Origin of the sequence: Effusibacillus consociatus, assembly GCF_042652925.1 — a bacterium.
In the GTDB taxonomy this organism is placed as follows: Bacteria; Bacillota; Bacilli; order Tumebacillales; family Effusibacillaceae; genus Effusibacillus; species Effusibacillus consociatus.
Genome location: NZ_JBHSHC010000048.1, coordinates 1 through 15,138 on the forward strand (window position 1 = coordinate 1; position 15,138 = coordinate 15,138).

At 46.7% G+C, this 15,138-nt stretch carries 14 protein-coding genes and 2 pseudogenes; all 16 read left to right on the forward strand.

Features of this window, described 5'->3' with window-relative positions:
* Positions 1 to 369, forward strand: a pseudogene (locus tag ACFO8Q_RS06915) (IS1634 family transposase); the annotation flags it as partial.
* Between the two features lie 59 nt (positions 370 to 428).
* Entirely contained in the window at positions 429 to 1,139 is a 711-nt protein-coding gene (gene treR / locus ACFO8Q_RS06920; RefSeq protein ID WP_380025003.1) for a trehalose operon repressor, read from the forward strand.
* A gap of 136 nt (positions 1,140 to 1,275) precedes the next feature.
* Positions 1,276 to 2,691: a PTS system trehalose-specific EIIBC component gene (gene treP, locus ACFO8Q_RS06925; RefSeq protein ID WP_380025004.1), complete on the forward strand. Its 1,416-nt coding sequence runs from the start codon at positions 1,276 to 1,278 to the stop codon at positions 2,689 to 2,691.
* Positions 2,692 to 4,392, forward strand: a complete 1,701-nt coding sequence (gene treC / locus ACFO8Q_RS06930; protein WP_380025005.1) for an alpha,alpha-phosphotrehalase — start codon at positions 2,692 to 2,694, stop codon at positions 4,390 to 4,392.
* 161 nt (positions 4,393 to 4,553) lie between these two features.
* Positions 4,554 to 5,327 (forward strand): M15 family metallopeptidase, encoded by a 774-nt coding sequence (locus tag ACFO8Q_RS06935; protein ID WP_380025006.1) that lies wholly within the window; start codon positions 4,554 to 4,556, stop codon positions 5,325 to 5,327.
* A gap of 257 nt (positions 5,328 to 5,584) precedes the next feature.
* A complete protein-coding gene (locus ACFO8Q_RS06940; RefSeq protein ID WP_380025007.1) occupies positions 5,585 to 6,433 on the forward strand; it encodes an ATP-binding cassette domain-containing protein in 849 nt (282 codons plus the stop codon).
* Position 6,434: 1 nt separating this feature from the next.
* Positions 6,435 to 7,424: pseudogene (locus ACFO8Q_RS06945) on the forward strand (ABC transporter permease).
* A 37-nt stretch (positions 7,425 to 7,461) separates the two neighbouring features.
* Entirely contained in the window at positions 7,462 to 8,493 is a 1,032-nt protein-coding gene (iolG, locus tag ACFO8Q_RS06950; RefSeq protein ID WP_380025008.1) for an inositol 2-dehydrogenase, read from the forward strand.
* A 114-nt stretch (positions 8,494 to 8,607) separates the two neighbouring features.
* The gene (locus ACFO8Q_RS06955; protein WP_380025010.1) at positions 8,608 to 9,087 is read left to right on the forward strand and encodes a substrate-binding domain-containing protein; all 480 of its coding nucleotides are present in this window, start codon (positions 8,608 to 8,610) and stop codon (positions 9,085 to 9,087) included.
* A complete protein-coding gene (locus ACFO8Q_RS06960; protein ID WP_380025011.1) occupies positions 9,057 to 9,557 on the forward strand; it encodes a sugar ABC transporter substrate-binding protein in 501 nt (166 codons plus the stop codon). The genes ACFO8Q_RS06955 and ACFO8Q_RS06960 overlap by 31 nt, the downstream gene beginning before the upstream one ends.
* Entirely contained in the window at positions 9,554 to 9,724 is a 171-nt protein-coding gene (locus tag ACFO8Q_RS06965; protein WP_380025013.1) for a hypothetical protein, read from the forward strand. The genes ACFO8Q_RS06960 and ACFO8Q_RS06965 overlap by 4 nt, the downstream gene beginning before the upstream one ends.
* Positions 9,721 to 10,728 carry a LacI family DNA-binding transcriptional regulator gene (locus ACFO8Q_RS06970; protein ID WP_380025014.1) on the forward strand — a complete coding sequence of 336 codons (1,008 nt, stop codon included), beginning with the start codon at positions 9,721 to 9,723 and terminating at the stop codon, positions 10,726 to 10,728. Before ACFO8Q_RS06965 ends, ACFO8Q_RS06970 begins: the two co-directional genes overlap by 4 nt.
* Positions 10,729 to 10,896: 168 nt before the next feature.
* Positions 10,897 to 11,496, forward strand: a complete 600-nt coding sequence (locus tag ACFO8Q_RS06975) for a TetR/AcrR family transcriptional regulator (protein WP_380025016.1) — start codon at positions 10,897 to 10,899, stop codon at positions 11,494 to 11,496.
* Positions 11,497 to 11,609: 113 nt separating this feature from the next.
* Positions 11,610 to 12,749, forward strand: coding sequence for an acyl-CoA dehydrogenase family protein (locus tag ACFO8Q_RS06980; protein ID WP_380025020.1), 1,140 nt, complete (start codon positions 11,610 to 11,612; stop codon positions 12,747 to 12,749).
* A gap of 47 nt (positions 12,750 to 12,796) precedes the next feature.
* On the forward strand, positions 12,797 to 13,153 hold the full coding sequence (locus ACFO8Q_RS06985) for an SCP2 sterol-binding domain-containing protein (RefSeq protein ID WP_380025017.1): 357 nt from the start codon (positions 12,797 to 12,799) through the stop codon (positions 13,151 to 13,153).
* Positions 13,154 to 13,190: 37 nt separating this feature from the next.
* Complete coding sequence (locus ACFO8Q_RS06990; RefSeq protein WP_380025019.1) at positions 13,191 to 15,077, forward strand: AMP-dependent synthetase/ligase; 1,887 nt, start codon at positions 13,191 to 13,193, stop codon at positions 15,075 to 15,077.
* The last annotated feature ends 61 nt before the right edge of the window (positions 15,078 to 15,138 follow it).

A 15,138-nucleotide genomic window follows, 5' to 3' on the forward strand; every position in this document is an offset into this window, starting at 1 on the left:
CAGAATCACCTTTACCAACAACTTCAGCGAATCGACCCTTCAGCAGGAGAAGGATTTTTCTATGACATCATTTCCACCTACATGGAAGGCAGCCAATGCGTCATTGCGAAACTGGGCTACTCCCGTGATCATCGTCCCGACTTGCAACAAATTGTAATTGCCTTGATGGTTACGCCGCAAGGTTCCCCTTTTTATTGGAAAGTGCTTGAAGGCAATACGCAGGATATTACAACGTTGCCTAGCTTGGTGAACGAATTGAAAAGCCGATTCGGTCTGACCAAATGTCATCTCGTCTTCGACCGGGGGATGGTGTCCAGCGATCATCTGGATCTTCTGGAAGAGCAGGGATTCACCTATTTGTCCGCTATGGTGAGCAGCAAGAGATTAGGTGTACAATAATACACAAGCTGTATTGTTGGAGGAACCTAATGAACAGGAGATACCTTGATTTATATGAAGACATTAAAAACAGCATAGTCGAAGGAAACTATCGTCCAGGAGAAAAACTGCCTTCCGAAAATGAGTTTTGCAGGATGTACGGGACCAGTCGGGGAACCGTCAGAAAAGCTTTGGATCTGTTGGCCGAGGAAGGTTTGATTCATAGCTTGCACGGAAAAGGCGTCTTTGTTTTGGAACACAATTTGATCACGTTTTCTTTTGGGGGTATTGTCAGTTTCAAAGAGGCTGCCGAAACCAGCGGTCTCAAGTTTACCACTTCCGTTTCAAAGTTCGAAGAAGTCATGATTGACGAAGCTCTTTCGGCAAGAACGAATCTGCCGCCGGGAAAAGCAGCTTATAAAATCTTTCGCGTCCGTAAATTGGATGGGGAAAGAGTGATTCTGGACATCAACTTCTTTCTCAAAGATGTTGCAGCAGGTTTATCAAAAGAAATTGCGGAACAATCCATTTATGAATATATAGAAGGAGAACTGCAATTGAAAATCGGATTTGCCAAAAGAATCATTCATGTGGAGCCTGCCACATCCGCGGATAAAGCTCATTTGGATCTGAAAGGGTATAACTTGGTTGCGGTAGTGAAAAATTTTGTTCATTTGCATGATGGAACGCCATTTGAATACACAGAGTCCCGCCATCGCCCGGATCGCTTTGAATTCACCAATTTTGCCCGTCGCCGGTAAGGCGGCTTTTTTTGTCTGTTTTGGAAATCCTAAACGGTGGAAGCGGGGCACAATCAACTTGTTTAAACAAGTGTTGACAAACTTGTATGTACAAGTTATGATTTTTTGTGAAAGCGAATTCAGGGGGAGAAATCAAATGGACGTGAACAAACAGGCAGTGGAAAAAATTGTCCAGGCTGTCGGCGGAAAAGAGAATGTTGCTGCAGCCAGCCATTGTGTTACACGATTGCGGTTTGCATTACTGGATGAGAGCAAGGTTGACAAAGCTGCTCTTGAAAACATTGACATTGTGAAGGGTTCATTTTCAGCAAACGGGGAATATCAGGTTGTCATCGGCCAAGGCCTTGTGGACAAAGTGTATGACCAAATGGTTGAAATCACAGGGATTGGGCGTTCCACGAAACAGGAAACAAAAGAAGCGTCGGAAAGGAACCTGAACCCGCTGCAGCGTGCCATCAAGACATTGGCCAATATCTTTATTCCTATCCTTCCGGCTATCGTAACAGCCGGTTTGTTGATGGGGATTAACAATATTCTGACCGGAAAAGGCATTTTCTATCCAAATGCTTCCGTGGTTGACATTCATAAGCAATGGAAAGATTTTGCGGACATTATCAACTTGATTGCCAACACCGCTTTCGTATTCTTGCCGGGGTTGATCGGCTGGTCTGCGGTCAGAAAGTTCGGCGGAAGCGAATTGTTGGGGATCGTTCTCGGCTTAATGCTGATACACCCGGATTTGCTCAACGCCTGGGCCTATGGCGATGCTCTCGCCAAAGGGGAAGTTCCTCACTGGAACCTGTTTGGACTTGAGATTTCCAAAATCGGATATCAGGGACAAGTGTTGCCTGTCTTGATCGCCTCTTACGTGTTGGCTAAAGTAGAGTCCTTCTTCAATAAACGGGTGCCGGATTCTTACAAATTACTGCTCGTCGCCCCGCTTACGTTGTTGATTACGGGCTTCTTGGCCTTTGTCGTAATAGGTCCAATCACCTTCGGCATCGGGAATGCCATTACGAATGCGTTTGTATGGATTTTCAACAATTTTGCGGCTTTGGGTGGCTTAATTTACGGAGGGCTTTATGCTTTACTCGTTGTTACCGGGATGCATCACACCTTTTTGGCGGTGGATTTGCAATTGATCGGCAGCACCGGGGGAACGTTCCTGTGGCCGATCCTGGCTCTGTCCAATATCGCTCAGGGTTCGGCAGCCCTGGCGATGATGTTTGCTTCGAAAGATGACAAATTGAAAGGAATGTCCCTCACCTCAGCCATCTCGGCTTATCTGGGGATTACCGAGCCGGCAATGTTTGGTGTGAACCTTAGATTCAGATATCCATTCATTTCCGCTTTGATTGGATCTGCCATCGCCGCCGTGGTGATTACATTAAGCCATGTGCGGGCTGCGTCGATAGGTGTGGGCGGACTTCCTGGATTTCTGTCCATCTTCCCGCAAAACTGGGTACCCTTCTTTATCGGCATGGCAATTGCTTTAGTGGTTCCGTTCGCATTAACCTTGCTGATTGCCAAAGTGAAAAGGGAGCAGTTTTAAATGGTGGCAGACAAGGAGCAGCCGTGGTGGAAAAAAGCCGTTGTGTATCAGATTTATCCCAAAAGTTTTAAAGATACAACGGGAAACGGAACAGGAGATCTTCAAGGAATCATCGATAAATTGGACTATCTGAAAGAACTGGGAGTCGACGTCATCTGGTTAACGCCAATCTACAAATCTCCTCAAAGGGATAACGGCTACGACATTAGCGATTATTACAGCATAAATCCCGAATACGGAACGATGGAGACCTTTGAGCAGCTTCTTCAAAAGGCTCACGAAAAAGGGATCAAAATCATCATGGACATCGTTGTGAACCACACATCCACGGAGCATCCATGGTTCAAAGAAGCTTCCAGCTCCAAGGAGAACGCTTACCGTGACTTCTATATCTGGAAAGATCCGGTCGCTGATGGCCCCCCGAACAATTGGAAGTCCAAATTCGGGGGAAGCGCTTGGCAGTTCGATGAACAAACCGGGCAATACTATCTGCACCTTTTCGACGTAACGCAAGCGGATTTAAACTGGGAAAACCCGGAACTCCGGGAAAGTGTTTATAAAATGATGAATTTTTGGCTGGAGAAAGGTGTCGACGGTTTTCGTTTGGATGTCATCAATCTCATATCAAAAGACCAGTCTTTCCCAAATGACACTTTCGATACTCCAACGGACGACGGACGCAAATTCTATACGGACGGTCCACGGATTCATGAGTTTCTGAAGGAAATGAATGAAAGGGCCTTTTCAAAGTACCCGCAGATCCTGACCGTAGGGGAGATGTCCTCGACTACTATAGACAACTGTGTCAAATACACGAATCCCGAGGAAAAAGAGCTAAGCATGACATTCAGTTTTCATCACTTGAAAGTGGACTATCCGAACGGGGAAAAATGGGTCGCTGCCGACTTCGATTTTCTGAGATTGAAAAAGATCCTGAGCGACTGGCAGTACGGCATGCAAAAGGGCGGCGGCTGGAATGCGCTGTTCTGGTGCAATCACGACCAGCCGAGGGCGGTTTCCCGTTTTGGAAACGACAAGGAATATCACAAAGAATCTGCCAAAATGCTCGCTACTGCACTCCACCTTTTGCAGGGAACCCCATACATTTATCAGGGAGAAGAAATCGGGATGACCAATCCCTATTTTGAGGACCTAGACGAGTATCGGGATGTAGAATCGATCAATGCCTACCATTTGCTGAAGAGCCAAGGGAAATCAGACAAAGAAATCATGGCGGCGCTAAAGCAAAAATCCCGTGATAATTCCCGAACGCCTATGCAGTGGAACAGCGAAAAAAACGCCGGTTTCACCAGAGGCACTCCGTGGATCGATGTAGCCCGAAACTACAAAGAAATCAACGCAGAAAAGGTGTTGCAAGATAAGGATTCTGTTTTCTACCACTACCAAAAGCTCATCCGATTGCGAAAAGAATATGATGTAATTGCATACGGCGAATTTCAACTGATCCTGGAAGAGGATCCCCAAATCTTCGCATATATCCGAGCTTATAAGAATGAGGCGCTTTTGGCAATCAACAACTTCTACGGCAAAGAGGCAATTTTTGAACTGCCGGAAGATGTTGCGGTTCAGGGCGAATCCCGGGTTCTGATTTCAAACTACAAAGATACGGAGGACAATTTTCGGAAGCTGACCTTGCGTCCGTATGAATCCGTGGCCTTTCATGTCAAATCAACTCAATAGTCAGTAGGCAAGGTTTGGGCAGTCAATTCTGGCTGCCCTCTTTTATTGGATGACGAGGGGGAAGGAGGAATTCCCTGTTTTTCGGCGAATTATTGATCATGACAATTCCAGTATAAAACCAAGGTAGTTGCTGCTATATGAAGAAAATGGGCTTCAAAATCATGGCTTTTGTATTGTTTCTGCCGGCGGTCACCTTATTGACCGGATGCAATGTCGATAAAACTGCCCAAAACGTTGAAACACCTGTAGGATCCACGCCGCCATCTGACAAAACAAAAGATGAGGGAATCAAAAAACATGAGGAAACCAAATATATCTCTCCGAAAAACGATCTTTTAAAAGATGGAGGTAAACCGGAGGATATCGCCGTATTGGTAAACAAGAAGTTTCAACTGCCCTCAAATTTCAAGCCATCTGATTTGGTCGAACCCAACGTTCCTTTTATTTTTAAGGAAAAAGATGAAAAGCGGCTGATGCGGCAAGAGGCGGCCCAAGCGCTGGAAAAGCTGTTTGCGGAAGCAAACAAGGATGGCATTCATCTTGCTGGTGTCTCTGCTTATCGTTCCTACGCGACCCAACAATCGCTGTTTACGTACTATGTGAATGTGCAAGGAGAGGAAGCGGCCCGCAAATACAGTGCAGAACCGGGACACAGTGAGCATCAGACCGGACTTGCAATCGATGTTTCGGGCAGCACAGGACAATGTGCCGTCGAGGACTGCTTTGCCGACACACCGGAAGCCGCTTGGCTGGCCAAACATGCTCCGGAGTTCGGGTTCATGATTCGCTATCCAAAAGGGAAAGAGTCCATCACAGGATACAATTACGAACCGTGGCATATTCGGTATGTAGGAACAAAGATATCCAAGGAGATAGCCGAGAAGGGCATAACGTTGGAGGAGTATCTTACCAACGCGGTTCTTGTAGCTAAATAGCTGTAACGCCATCAGGTCTTCGAAACATCTTGTCAAATTTCTGATAATAAAGTATGATAAAGTTGAATTAAGCGCTTACCCCATAAGAGTACTGAATTCATAACTGAATAAGATATATTTTTTTATCTAAAGGTAAGCGCTTAACCAGATTGCGAAGTTCGTTTGTACTCACAACTATTTAATCCAAAGGAATCGCAATTGTTTATATTTCCCACCGCTTGGAAGAACTGAAGCAGATAGGGGATCGCATTACGATTTTGAGAGACGGTGCAAAAATCGATACTCTGCCTGTGAAAGACACAAGTACAGCTAAGATGATTCAGCTCATGGTGGGCCGAAATTTGGATGACAAGTACCCGAAAGAGAATTTTCAACTTGGCAAGGAAGGTTTAAGAATCGAAAGCCTTCGTGTGAAAGGAAGCAAAAAAGAAGTCAGTTTCAGTGCTTATCAAGGTCAGATCTTGGGAATATCGGGGCTAGTCGGGGCTGGTCGCACCGAGTTGGCCAGAGCGATTTTTGGAGCCGATCCAATTGAGTCAGGCAAAATTTACGTCTTCGGGGAAGAAGTGAAGGTTAAGTCGCCCGAAGATGCTATTAAGGCGGGACTAGCGTTCATTACCGAAGACAGAAAGGGCCAAGGTTTGATTCTTGATCAAACGCTCGATTTTAATATGACGATTGCGAGTCTCCCAAAGTTCAGAAAAGGTCCTTTCTTGCATCTTGAACAGCTGAAGAAAGTTTCGCAAGATTATATCGGCAAACTGCAGGTCCGTCCCAATGACATGAATAAACAGGCCAGAAAGTTAAGCGGCGGAAATCAGCAAAAAGTTGTGATTGCCAAATGGTTAGGCACAGAAGCAAAAATATTTATTTTTGATGAACCTACCCGTGGAATCGATGTGGGGGCAAAAGTGGAAGTTTATCGTTTGATCAATTCTTTGGTTGCACAGGGAGCTGTCGTGATTATCATTTCCTCCGAATTACCGGAATTGTTGGGGATTTGTGATCGGGTTCTCGTTATGTGCGAAGGTGAAATTACAGCGGATCTTATGCGCGAGAATGCGGATCAAGAAAGTATTATGAAAGCGGCTACAGGAGGGGTTTAAAATGCAAGAGCTTGTGATCAATAAAGATGAAAAAACTGCAGCAAGCAAAGTATCCAAGGACTTTATCGGCAGATTTGGTGCCTTAATAGGATTGTTGTTGTTGTGTACTGCTTTGGCCATTCTCTCAGACAAATTTCCGACCATGAGCAACTTAATGAATATTGCACGTCAATCTTCGATAAATTCATTGCTTGCGATTGGGATGCTGCTCCCGATCCTGACAGCCGGTATCGATCTGTCGGTTGGTTCCGTTTTGGCCATTTCGATCATGACGATGGGGATTGTGTCGGTTAATCAACATATGAATCCTGTTCTTGGGATTCTGGCATGTCTTGGGGTTGGAGCATTTTGTGGTTGGCTCAACGGAATCATGTTGACAAAACTTCGGCTTCCGCATCCGTTTATTTCTACTCTTGGTACAATGAACATTGCCAGAGGATTGGCTTTGATCGTTACCGCGGCCGCTCCTATTGCAGGATTTCCTTAAATGATTCAATTTTTGGGACGAGAATTTGTCGGGCCTATTCCTGTGAGTTTTCTGTTGGTCATTGTCGTATATGTTCTGTTTCATTTGTTCCTTACGAGGACGGCAACCGGCCGGTATATCTATGCGATTGGCGGAAATAAAGAGGCAGCCCGTCTTTCGGGGATTAACGTAAACAGGATCCTTGTAATTGTTTATACCATCAGCGGCTTCATGGCTGCTTTAGCAGGATTGGTTCTTGTAGGACGGGTAAATTCAGCGTTTCCGTTAGCCGGACTCATGTATGAGTTGGACGCCATTGCAGCTGTTATCATCGGAGGAGCGAGTTTCTTCGGTGGTGTCGGAACCGTCTGGGGGACTTTGATCGGAGCATTAATAATCGCCGTATTGAGAAATGGGCTTAACTTGTTAAACGTACCGGCAGATTTCCAAATGGCAATTATCGGTTTTGTTATTATCGCGGCAGTTTACGTCGACGTATTACGCCAGCGTTCAGGAAAAAAATAACAGGTTGATTTGACAAACCACGGAGGGCTGACCGGACATGAAAGAGCGGATTCGTTGTGCAGTTTTGGGTTTAGGGAGATTAGGCTATTGGCATGCTGAAAATCTGGCCACGAGAATCAATGGGGCCCAATTGGACTGTGTTGCAGATCCTTTTGCCGAGCAGGCCGAAAAAGTGGCAAGAGAGCTCGGGGTAAAAAAATGGACGCAGTTTACGTATGAAGTGTTTGAGGATTCGAGTATTGACGCGGTCATCATTGCAACCCCCACAAGTACACATGCTGATTTGATCAAGAGGGCGGCCAACAGCGGAAAACACATTTTTGTTGAAAAACCTTTGACTCATGACTTGGATGAAGCAGATGAAGTCATTCAGGAAATCAATCAAAATCATGTAGTTTGTCAAGTTGGATTCATGAGAAGGTTTGATCCGGCCTATGCCGAAGCGAGGAAAAGAATACTGGCCGGGGATATCGGAAAGCCAATCTATTTCAAAGGTGTATCCAGGGATCCGGGATCGCCGCCTGCCGAGTTTATCAAAAACAGCGGGGGAATTTTTCTCGATATGTCCATCCATGACTACGATATTGCCAGATTTTTGATGGGCTCTGAGGTGACGTCAGTATCGTCTCATGGAAATATATTGGTGAATTCTTTCATGGAAGAGTTTAATGATGTTGACCAGGCAATCACTTACCTGACGTTTGAATCGGGAGCTGCAGGTGATATAGAAGCAAGCAGGAACGCCTTTTACGGATATGACATTCGTGGGGAAGTTATAGGAACAGAAGGCTCCATCGTAATCGGATCTTTAAAATATCATGATGTACAGATCCTGACATCCAGAGGAAGCACCCACGATATTGTGCCCGCGTTTCCGGAACGGTTCAAAGATGCTTATCAGTTGGAAATGGCTCATTTTATTGATTGCCTGCGGAAGAATGAGAAACCTTCCGTTACCGAAATCGACGGCAAGATGGCGTTGGAAATTGGAGTGGCGGCGAGAAAATCTTTTGAAACAGGGGAAAAAGTGCATCTTGAAAACACCCGGAAATGTTCAAGCCCAATGTAAGGCGTTTGACAGATAATGGTCTGCATGTAAGCGTTAACAGACCGTTGTCTTCATTCAATCAACAAACAAAATTAAGGGGGCAATTTTTGTGAAAAAAAGTTGTTGGTTGGATCAATGGTCTGCACTTTGCTTCTTTTGGCATTGGTAGGATGTGGCGGAAACTCCTCCGAAACGAATCAAAGCGCAAATCAGGGATCGAAAGACAATCCCAAGGTAGTCGTCGTGTTGAAAACATTAAGCAGCCAGTATTGGAAATTTGTCGAGGCAGGAGCCAAGCAGGCTTTCAAGGACTTTAAAGTGGACGGCAAGGTACTCGGGCCGGCTTCGGAATCTCAAATCGTTGAACAAGTAAACATGATGGAAGATGTCTTGACGGAAAAACCGGATGCGCTCGTTGTGGCTCCCACTCAGCCTTCCACAGCTATTTCGGCGTTCCAAAAATATAAAGATAAAGGAATTCCGGTTTTATTGGTGGATACTGACGCCGAGTGGGCCGATAAAAAACATTCATTGGAACTGATAACGCTACCGCCGGGAAGAAGGGCGGGGAACTGCTCGCTTCGATGCTTAAGAAAGGGGATAAGGTGGCTTTAATTGCGGGGGCTCTGGGTAACCCGGCCACCGATGAAAGGATCAAAGGAGCGAAAAAAGCTCTTGAGGCGGCAGGCATGGTGATTGCAACGGAACAACCGGCGGACAGTGATAAAGCGAAAGCGATGTCGGTGCTGGAAAACATTTTGCAAACCAATCCCGATATTAAAGGTGTGTTCTCCGCCAACGATGATATGGCGATTGGTGCTCTGAGAGCGATTGAGGCCAAAGGTCTGAAAATTCCGGTCATCGGCACAGACGGAACAATTGAAGCGGTGGAATCAATCATTGCAGGATCGTTGGCCGGTACAGTGGCACAGAGCCCATACGAAATGGGATACAAGGGCGTCGAAAATGCGTTGAAAGTAATTCGTGGAGAGAAGATCGAGAAAAGAATTGACAGTGGAGTAGACGTGATCAGCAAAGAAAATGCCCAGAAAAAACTGGATTTCCTGAAAGGCATATTGAAATGATTCGACAAACCAAACGGGCCCTGGAAGCCGTTCAAAACAGCGGAGTGAAATTCCAGGTTGGTTTTAACCGGCGCTTTGATTCCAATTTTAAACGAGTTCGTGATATGATCTATTATGAGACTCAGTATTTGATGTGGATTCTGAGAGAGAAAGAGTGGTGGCAATGAAACCAACAATTTATGATGTAGCCAAGGCGGCCGGCGTTTCGATTGCCACCGTTTCCAAGGTAATCAACAATACCGGCCGCATCAGCGAAGAGACAAAGAAAAAAGTTCTCGATGTGATGGAAGAATTGCGCTATCAACCAAGTGTGGTAGCATCCGCTTTGACAGGGAAGCGCACCTATACAATAGGATTGCTGATCCCCGATCTCGCGAATCCGTTTTTTGCCGAAATCGCACGTTCTGTGGAGGATCGGGGACAAGAATTGGGATTTAGTGTTGTAATGTGCAGTACGGATAACGATTCTAAAAAGGAAGCGAAATATATCTCACTGTTAAAGCAGAAAAGTGTCGATGGCATTGTCTTGGCGGCTGGATTTCAAAACGATACGGTTCTGAAAGAATTGGTCCAAGAAAAGTTTCCGCTGGCCCTTATTGCGCGAGAAATTCCTGAACTGGCGATCGATAGCGTCGTTTTGGATGATTTTCTGGGCGGATACCAGGTCACTGAACATTTGCTTTCTTTGGGACATCGAAGGATAGCTGTACTTGCGGAGAAAGCCCGAAGCAGCAAAGAACGGATACGGGGTTATCGTCACGCATTGCAGAATGCGGGGATCGAGTTTGACCAAAGTTTGATCCTGGCAAGTGAAGCTACAGTTGAGAAGGGGTACAGGAATACTGTACAATTGCTTGATTCTTCAGATCCTCCAACTGCCATTTTTGCTACCAACGATTTATTGGCAATCGGTGTGATACAAGCTGGGCGGGAACGGGGAATTGGAGTACCCGATGATCTTTCGGTGGTCGGCTTCGACAATACAATCCTGGCTGCCATCGTTGATCCGCCATTGACCACAGTGGCTCAGCCCATCCACGAAATGGGGCGGCAAGTGATGGATATCCTGATTCAAAGAATTGAAGATGAGAAAAAGATGAAGCAGAGAGTGGTTTTGCTGCCTGAACTTGTGATTCGAAAATCCACAAAGCCTCTTCAGGTGAAGAAGTAAGTCGGGTTGTCTTGAGAAAACCAAGGGCTGTTGACAGAAACATTGTCAGCAGCGCTTTTTACTTGAATGCCAATCTGCCACATTTTTGCCTAACTGGTTGACAACCTGCTCAAGGGCATAATATAATACTAGTACGTACCGGTACTGACTAGAATGGAATGGTGAAAATTGCTGTTTGTTACACAAATGCCGACTGAAGCTCAAGACAAGATGCTTTATGCTGCACTGCACCTGTTTACCACAAAAGGATTTAAAGATACCTCGGTGCTTGAAATAGTTGAGCTAGCCCGAGTGTCCAAAACCACATTTTATCAATCCTATAGCAGTAAAGAGGAACTGCTTGTCTCCCTCTTTAAACAATTGGCTGAAGAAATTATCGAAGAAGTAAAGAATGCGGTTTTGCAGGAGCAAAAGATCACTGAAAAAGCATATGCGGGAATTCGCCGCTATATGGAACTATGTGTGACACGGTCGACTGTGGCCAAATTACTGCTTGTCGAGTCCGTCGGTGTCAGCCAGGTGGTGGAAAAAGTGCGGAGGGAAGCACACCGTCGCTTTGCGGAGTTGTTTTACCAAACGGTTCAAAGCGAAATACCGGCTCTGATTTCCGAGGAAGAAGCCCATATCATTTCTCAGGCGATGGTGGGAGCGATCAATGAGGTTGTCGTTCAAAACCTTTTTGAATCCGACGAGGATGCTCACCTGGAACGTCTGGCTCGTTTACTGAACCGGATTGTGGTGGGTGCATACGTGAATCTGTCGCAGTAGAGCAGGGGTGATCCATGGAGAGCCCATTTTTTTGCAAACTTGGTACCGGTACGTATTGGTATTTAAGGGGAGGGAAATGTATGTTAGGGCAAATGAGAGAGTCCGCTTCGGGATTGAGTTTTGAACTTTCGAAGGAGCAGGAAGAGCTGCGTAAATGGGCGCACGATTTCGCGGTAAAGGAGATCCGTCCGGTTGCGGCGGAATATGACGAGAAGGAAGAATTCCCAATCGAGGTTCTTCGTAAAGCGGCGAAGGTGGGATTAACCAGTTATGCTGCTCCTGAGGAATACGGTGGGGCTGGACTGACGAGTGTGATGGCCGCCTGTTTGATTGGCGAAGAGTTGTTCTGGGGATGTGCCGGAATTGCCACTTCTCTTTCAGCGGTCGGACTGGCTGGCCTGCCAATCTATTATATGGGTACGGAAGAACAGAAGCGAAAATGGATTTCTTATCTCTGCGATCCTGAACATCCCAGGCTGGGAGCGATGGCGCTGACCGAACCGGGAGCCGGATCCGATGTGCAAGCGATCCAAACCCGGGCAGTTCGGGATGGAGATGAATGGGTCATCAACGGACGGAAATGTTTCATCACCAATGGTGGCATCGCTGATGTGTACGTGGTTTTTGCCAAAAGCGATCCGACTGGCGGATACCACGGTGTTTCGGCTTTTGTAGTACCCGGGGATACGCCGGGGCTGTCGGGGGGAAAGAAAGAACGGAAAATGGGGATTCGCGCCTCGCATACCGGTGATGTAATTCTTGAAGATGTACGTGTTCCACACGAGAATCTGCTTGGCGAAGAAAATCTCGCTTTTTTCGGTGCGATGAAAATGCTGGAATACTCTCGTCCGGCGGTGGCAGCTGCGGCTGTTGGCGTGGCGCGGGCAGCGTACGAATATGCGTTGGACTACGCGAAACAACGAGTCCAGTTCAGTCGTCCGATTATCAAGAACCAGTCCATTTCCCATATGTTGGCAGATATGAAAACCAAGATCGATGCGGCACGGCTGTTGACATGGCGGGCAGCTCAATTGGCCGATCGGGGTGAATCTTGCGCGGTCGAAGGAAGCATGGCCAAAGCCTTCGCGGGGGAGATGGTGATGGATGTTACAACGAATGCCGTTCAAATTCTTGGCGGATACGGCTACATGAGGGATCATCCGGTGGAGAAATGGATGCGCGATGCCAAAATATTGTCCATCTACGAGGGCACGACCCAAATTCAGAAAAAAGTGATAGCTGGCGGCTTGTAAGCATGAAATTATAATAAAAATTTTCAGAATACAGAGGAGAATGTGAAATGATAAAAAATTCAAATGCAAATGAAATTTTTCAAGAAATCGAAAAGGTGATGAATGAAAATCCGAAACCGTTCGAAGGCATGAACGCCATTTATCAATATGATTTGTCCGGAGACGATGGAGGAACTTATCAGCTTCATCTGTCGGAGGGGAAAGCAAAAGTCGAAAAAGGAGCCCCGTCTGAAAGCGATTGTACCCTGCAGATGTCAGTGGATAATTTCAAAGCGTTTTTCTTGGGGAACTTGAATGGAACCGTCGCATTCATGACCGGAAAGTTAAAGATCAAAGGGAATATCGGGATGGCGATGAAGCTGGAGAACTTGCTGCGCCAATATGACCTGAGTCAATATCGTTAACTCCAATAACCCGGTGTTCTCGCTGAGGAGGTCTCCGATGAAGGCAAAAAATTTGTTGGACATGGTGTGGCGTTCAGTTCAGCGTTACCCCGATAAAGCGGCATTCATGTGGAAGAGCGAAGGAAGATACCAAAGCCTGACGTATCGCCAGTATTGGAAGGAAGTCCGCCATGTCGCCGCTGGTCTGTCCAGACTCGGGATTGGCCGGGACGATAAAGTGGCGATTTTGTCCGAAAATGATCCCAGATGGCCGATCACTGATCTAGCCATCTGTAGTTTGGGGGCGGCCACCGTCCCAATCTACCCCACCCTTCCCACCGACCAGATCAGTCACATTCTTCAAAACGCAGATTGTCGAGTGGCGGTAGTCCAAAATGAACAACAACTGGACAAAGTGATCCATGGCTCAGCGGTGGTCGACCATATCGTGGTGATGCACTCGAAAACCACTGTTTCCTTAACGGGGAAAGTTCTCCCTTTTTTCCGGTTGGCGAAAAAGGGTGCTGAGCATCCACTCGAAAACTGGGAGCAGATTTGGGGGGCTATCGAACGTGAACACTTGGCGACGATTATTTATACCTCCGGAACAACCGGCCAACCCAAGGGGGCGATGCTCACCCACGGTAACTTTTTGGCCAACATCGAGGGAGTTCAATTTTGGTGCATGGAAGCTCGCCATGATGATGTATTTCTCTCCTATCTGCCCCTGTCTCACGTGTTCGAGCGCATGGCAGGGCAGTTCATGCCTATGTCTGTCGGGGCGACTGTGGCATATGCAGAAAATATTGATACGATCCCGGAAAATTTGCTGGAAGTGAAACCTACGGTCATGACGAGCGTGCCTCTGCTTTTTGAGAAGGTGTATGCAAGGGTTCAGGAGCAGATTCAATCAGGTACGCCTATACGCCGGAAAATCTTTGATTGGGCGGTTCGAGTTGGCCTTCAGCGTTATGAATATTATCTCCATTCACCGATGGACAAGTTGATGCTGGGAGAAATGCCTTCTCGGCTGCGGAGGCAATTGAAACTGGCGGATCGGTTGGTTTATCGAAAGGTCAGGGCCCGTCTGGGAGGGCGGCTTAGGGGGATGATTTCCGGGGGAGCGGCACTCAATCCGGAAATCGCAAGATTTTTTTGGGCCATCGATGTACCGGTACTCGAAGGATACGGGATGACGGAAACATCCCCGGTGATTGCAGCGAATCCTATCGCACGTACGAAAATCGGAACCGTGGGTAGGCCGCTGCCCAATCTGGAGGTGTGCATCGCCGCCGATGGGGAAGTCCTGGTTCGGGGGCCGAGCGTGATGAAGGGTTACTATAAAAATGAAGAAGCCACAGCTGCTCAAATTCGTGATGGTTGGCTCCATACGGGAGACCTGGGCCAGATCGACGAGGAAGGGTATCTCAGGATCGTTGACAGAAAAAAGCGGATTCTGGTACTCTCTACCGGGAAAAATGTGGCTCCTCAACCGGTGGAAGACGCGATCACCCAAAGCATATTTGTCCAACAGTGTGCTTTGATCGGTCATCAGCGGAAATACGTGATTGCTTTAGTGGTGCCTGATTTTGAAAATCTCATCTCTTGGGTTCGCAAAAAGGGAATATCTTCGGAATTAAAACATGTTCTTGTTCGACATCCCGAAGTTCAATCTTTGGTTCGAAGTGAAGTGGAACGATTAACCCAATCGTTTGCCCCTTTTGAACAGCCTAAAAAAGTGGTGATCCTCGATAAGCTGTGGACAATAGAAACTGGTGAACTAACACCCACATTAAAAGTCAGAATACATGAAATTGAAAGAAAATACAACGGAATTATTGACCTAACGTATTCCGAAGATGCTTTTACAGGGGACGAGTGGTTGGGGGGCAGTGAAATCGCAGCGGGTTTGGCAATAAGAACTTCTGGGGAGGGAAAAGTCTGAAATCCTTAGCAAATGCACGTATCCAAGAAAAAGCGCATACCAAATAAGCCGTACACAAGAC

Bases quoted from the DNA above. Each gene is read 5' to 3' on its own strand.
- ACFO8Q_RS06990 (WP_380025019.1), top strand. From the start codon at position 13,191: ATGAAGGCAAAAAATTTGTTGGACATGGTGTGGCGTTCAGTTCAGCGT.
- treR (WP_380025003.1), top strand. From the start codon at position 429: ATGAACAGGAGATACCTTGATTTATATGAAGACATTAAAAACAGCATA.
- ACFO8Q_RS06935 (WP_380025006.1), top strand. From the start codon at position 4,554: ATGGCTTTTGTATTGTTTCTGCCGGCGGTCACCTTATTGACCGGATGC.
- ACFO8Q_RS06985 (WP_380025017.1), top strand. From the start codon at position 12,797: ATGATAAAAAATTCAAATGCAAATGAAATTTTTCAAGAAATCGAAAAG.
- iolG (WP_380025008.1), top strand. From the start codon at position 7,462: ATGAAAGAGCGGATTCGTTGTGCAGTTTTGGGTTTAGGGAGATTAGGC.
- ACFO8Q_RS06955 (WP_380025010.1), top strand. From the start codon at position 8,608: ATGGTCTGCACTTTGCTTCTTTTGGCATTGGTAGGATGTGGCGGAAAC.
- ACFO8Q_RS06965 (WP_380025013.1), top strand. From the start codon at position 9,554: ATGATTCGACAAACCAAACGGGCCCTGGAAGCCGTTCAAAACAGCGGA.
- treP (WP_380025004.1), top strand. From the start codon at position 1,276: ATGGACGTGAACAAACAGGCAGTGGAAAAAATTGTCCAGGCTGTCGGC.
- ACFO8Q_RS06970 (WP_380025014.1), top strand. From the start codon at position 9,721: ATGAAACCAACAATTTATGATGTAGCCAAGGCGGCCGGCGTTTCGATT.
- ACFO8Q_RS06960 (WP_380025011.1), top strand. From the start codon at position 9,057: ATGCTTAAGAAAGGGGATAAGGTGGCTTTAATTGCGGGGGCTCTGGGT.
- treC (WP_380025005.1), top strand. From the start codon at position 2,692: ATGGTGGCAGACAAGGAGCAGCCGTGGTGGAAAAAAGCCGTTGTGTAT.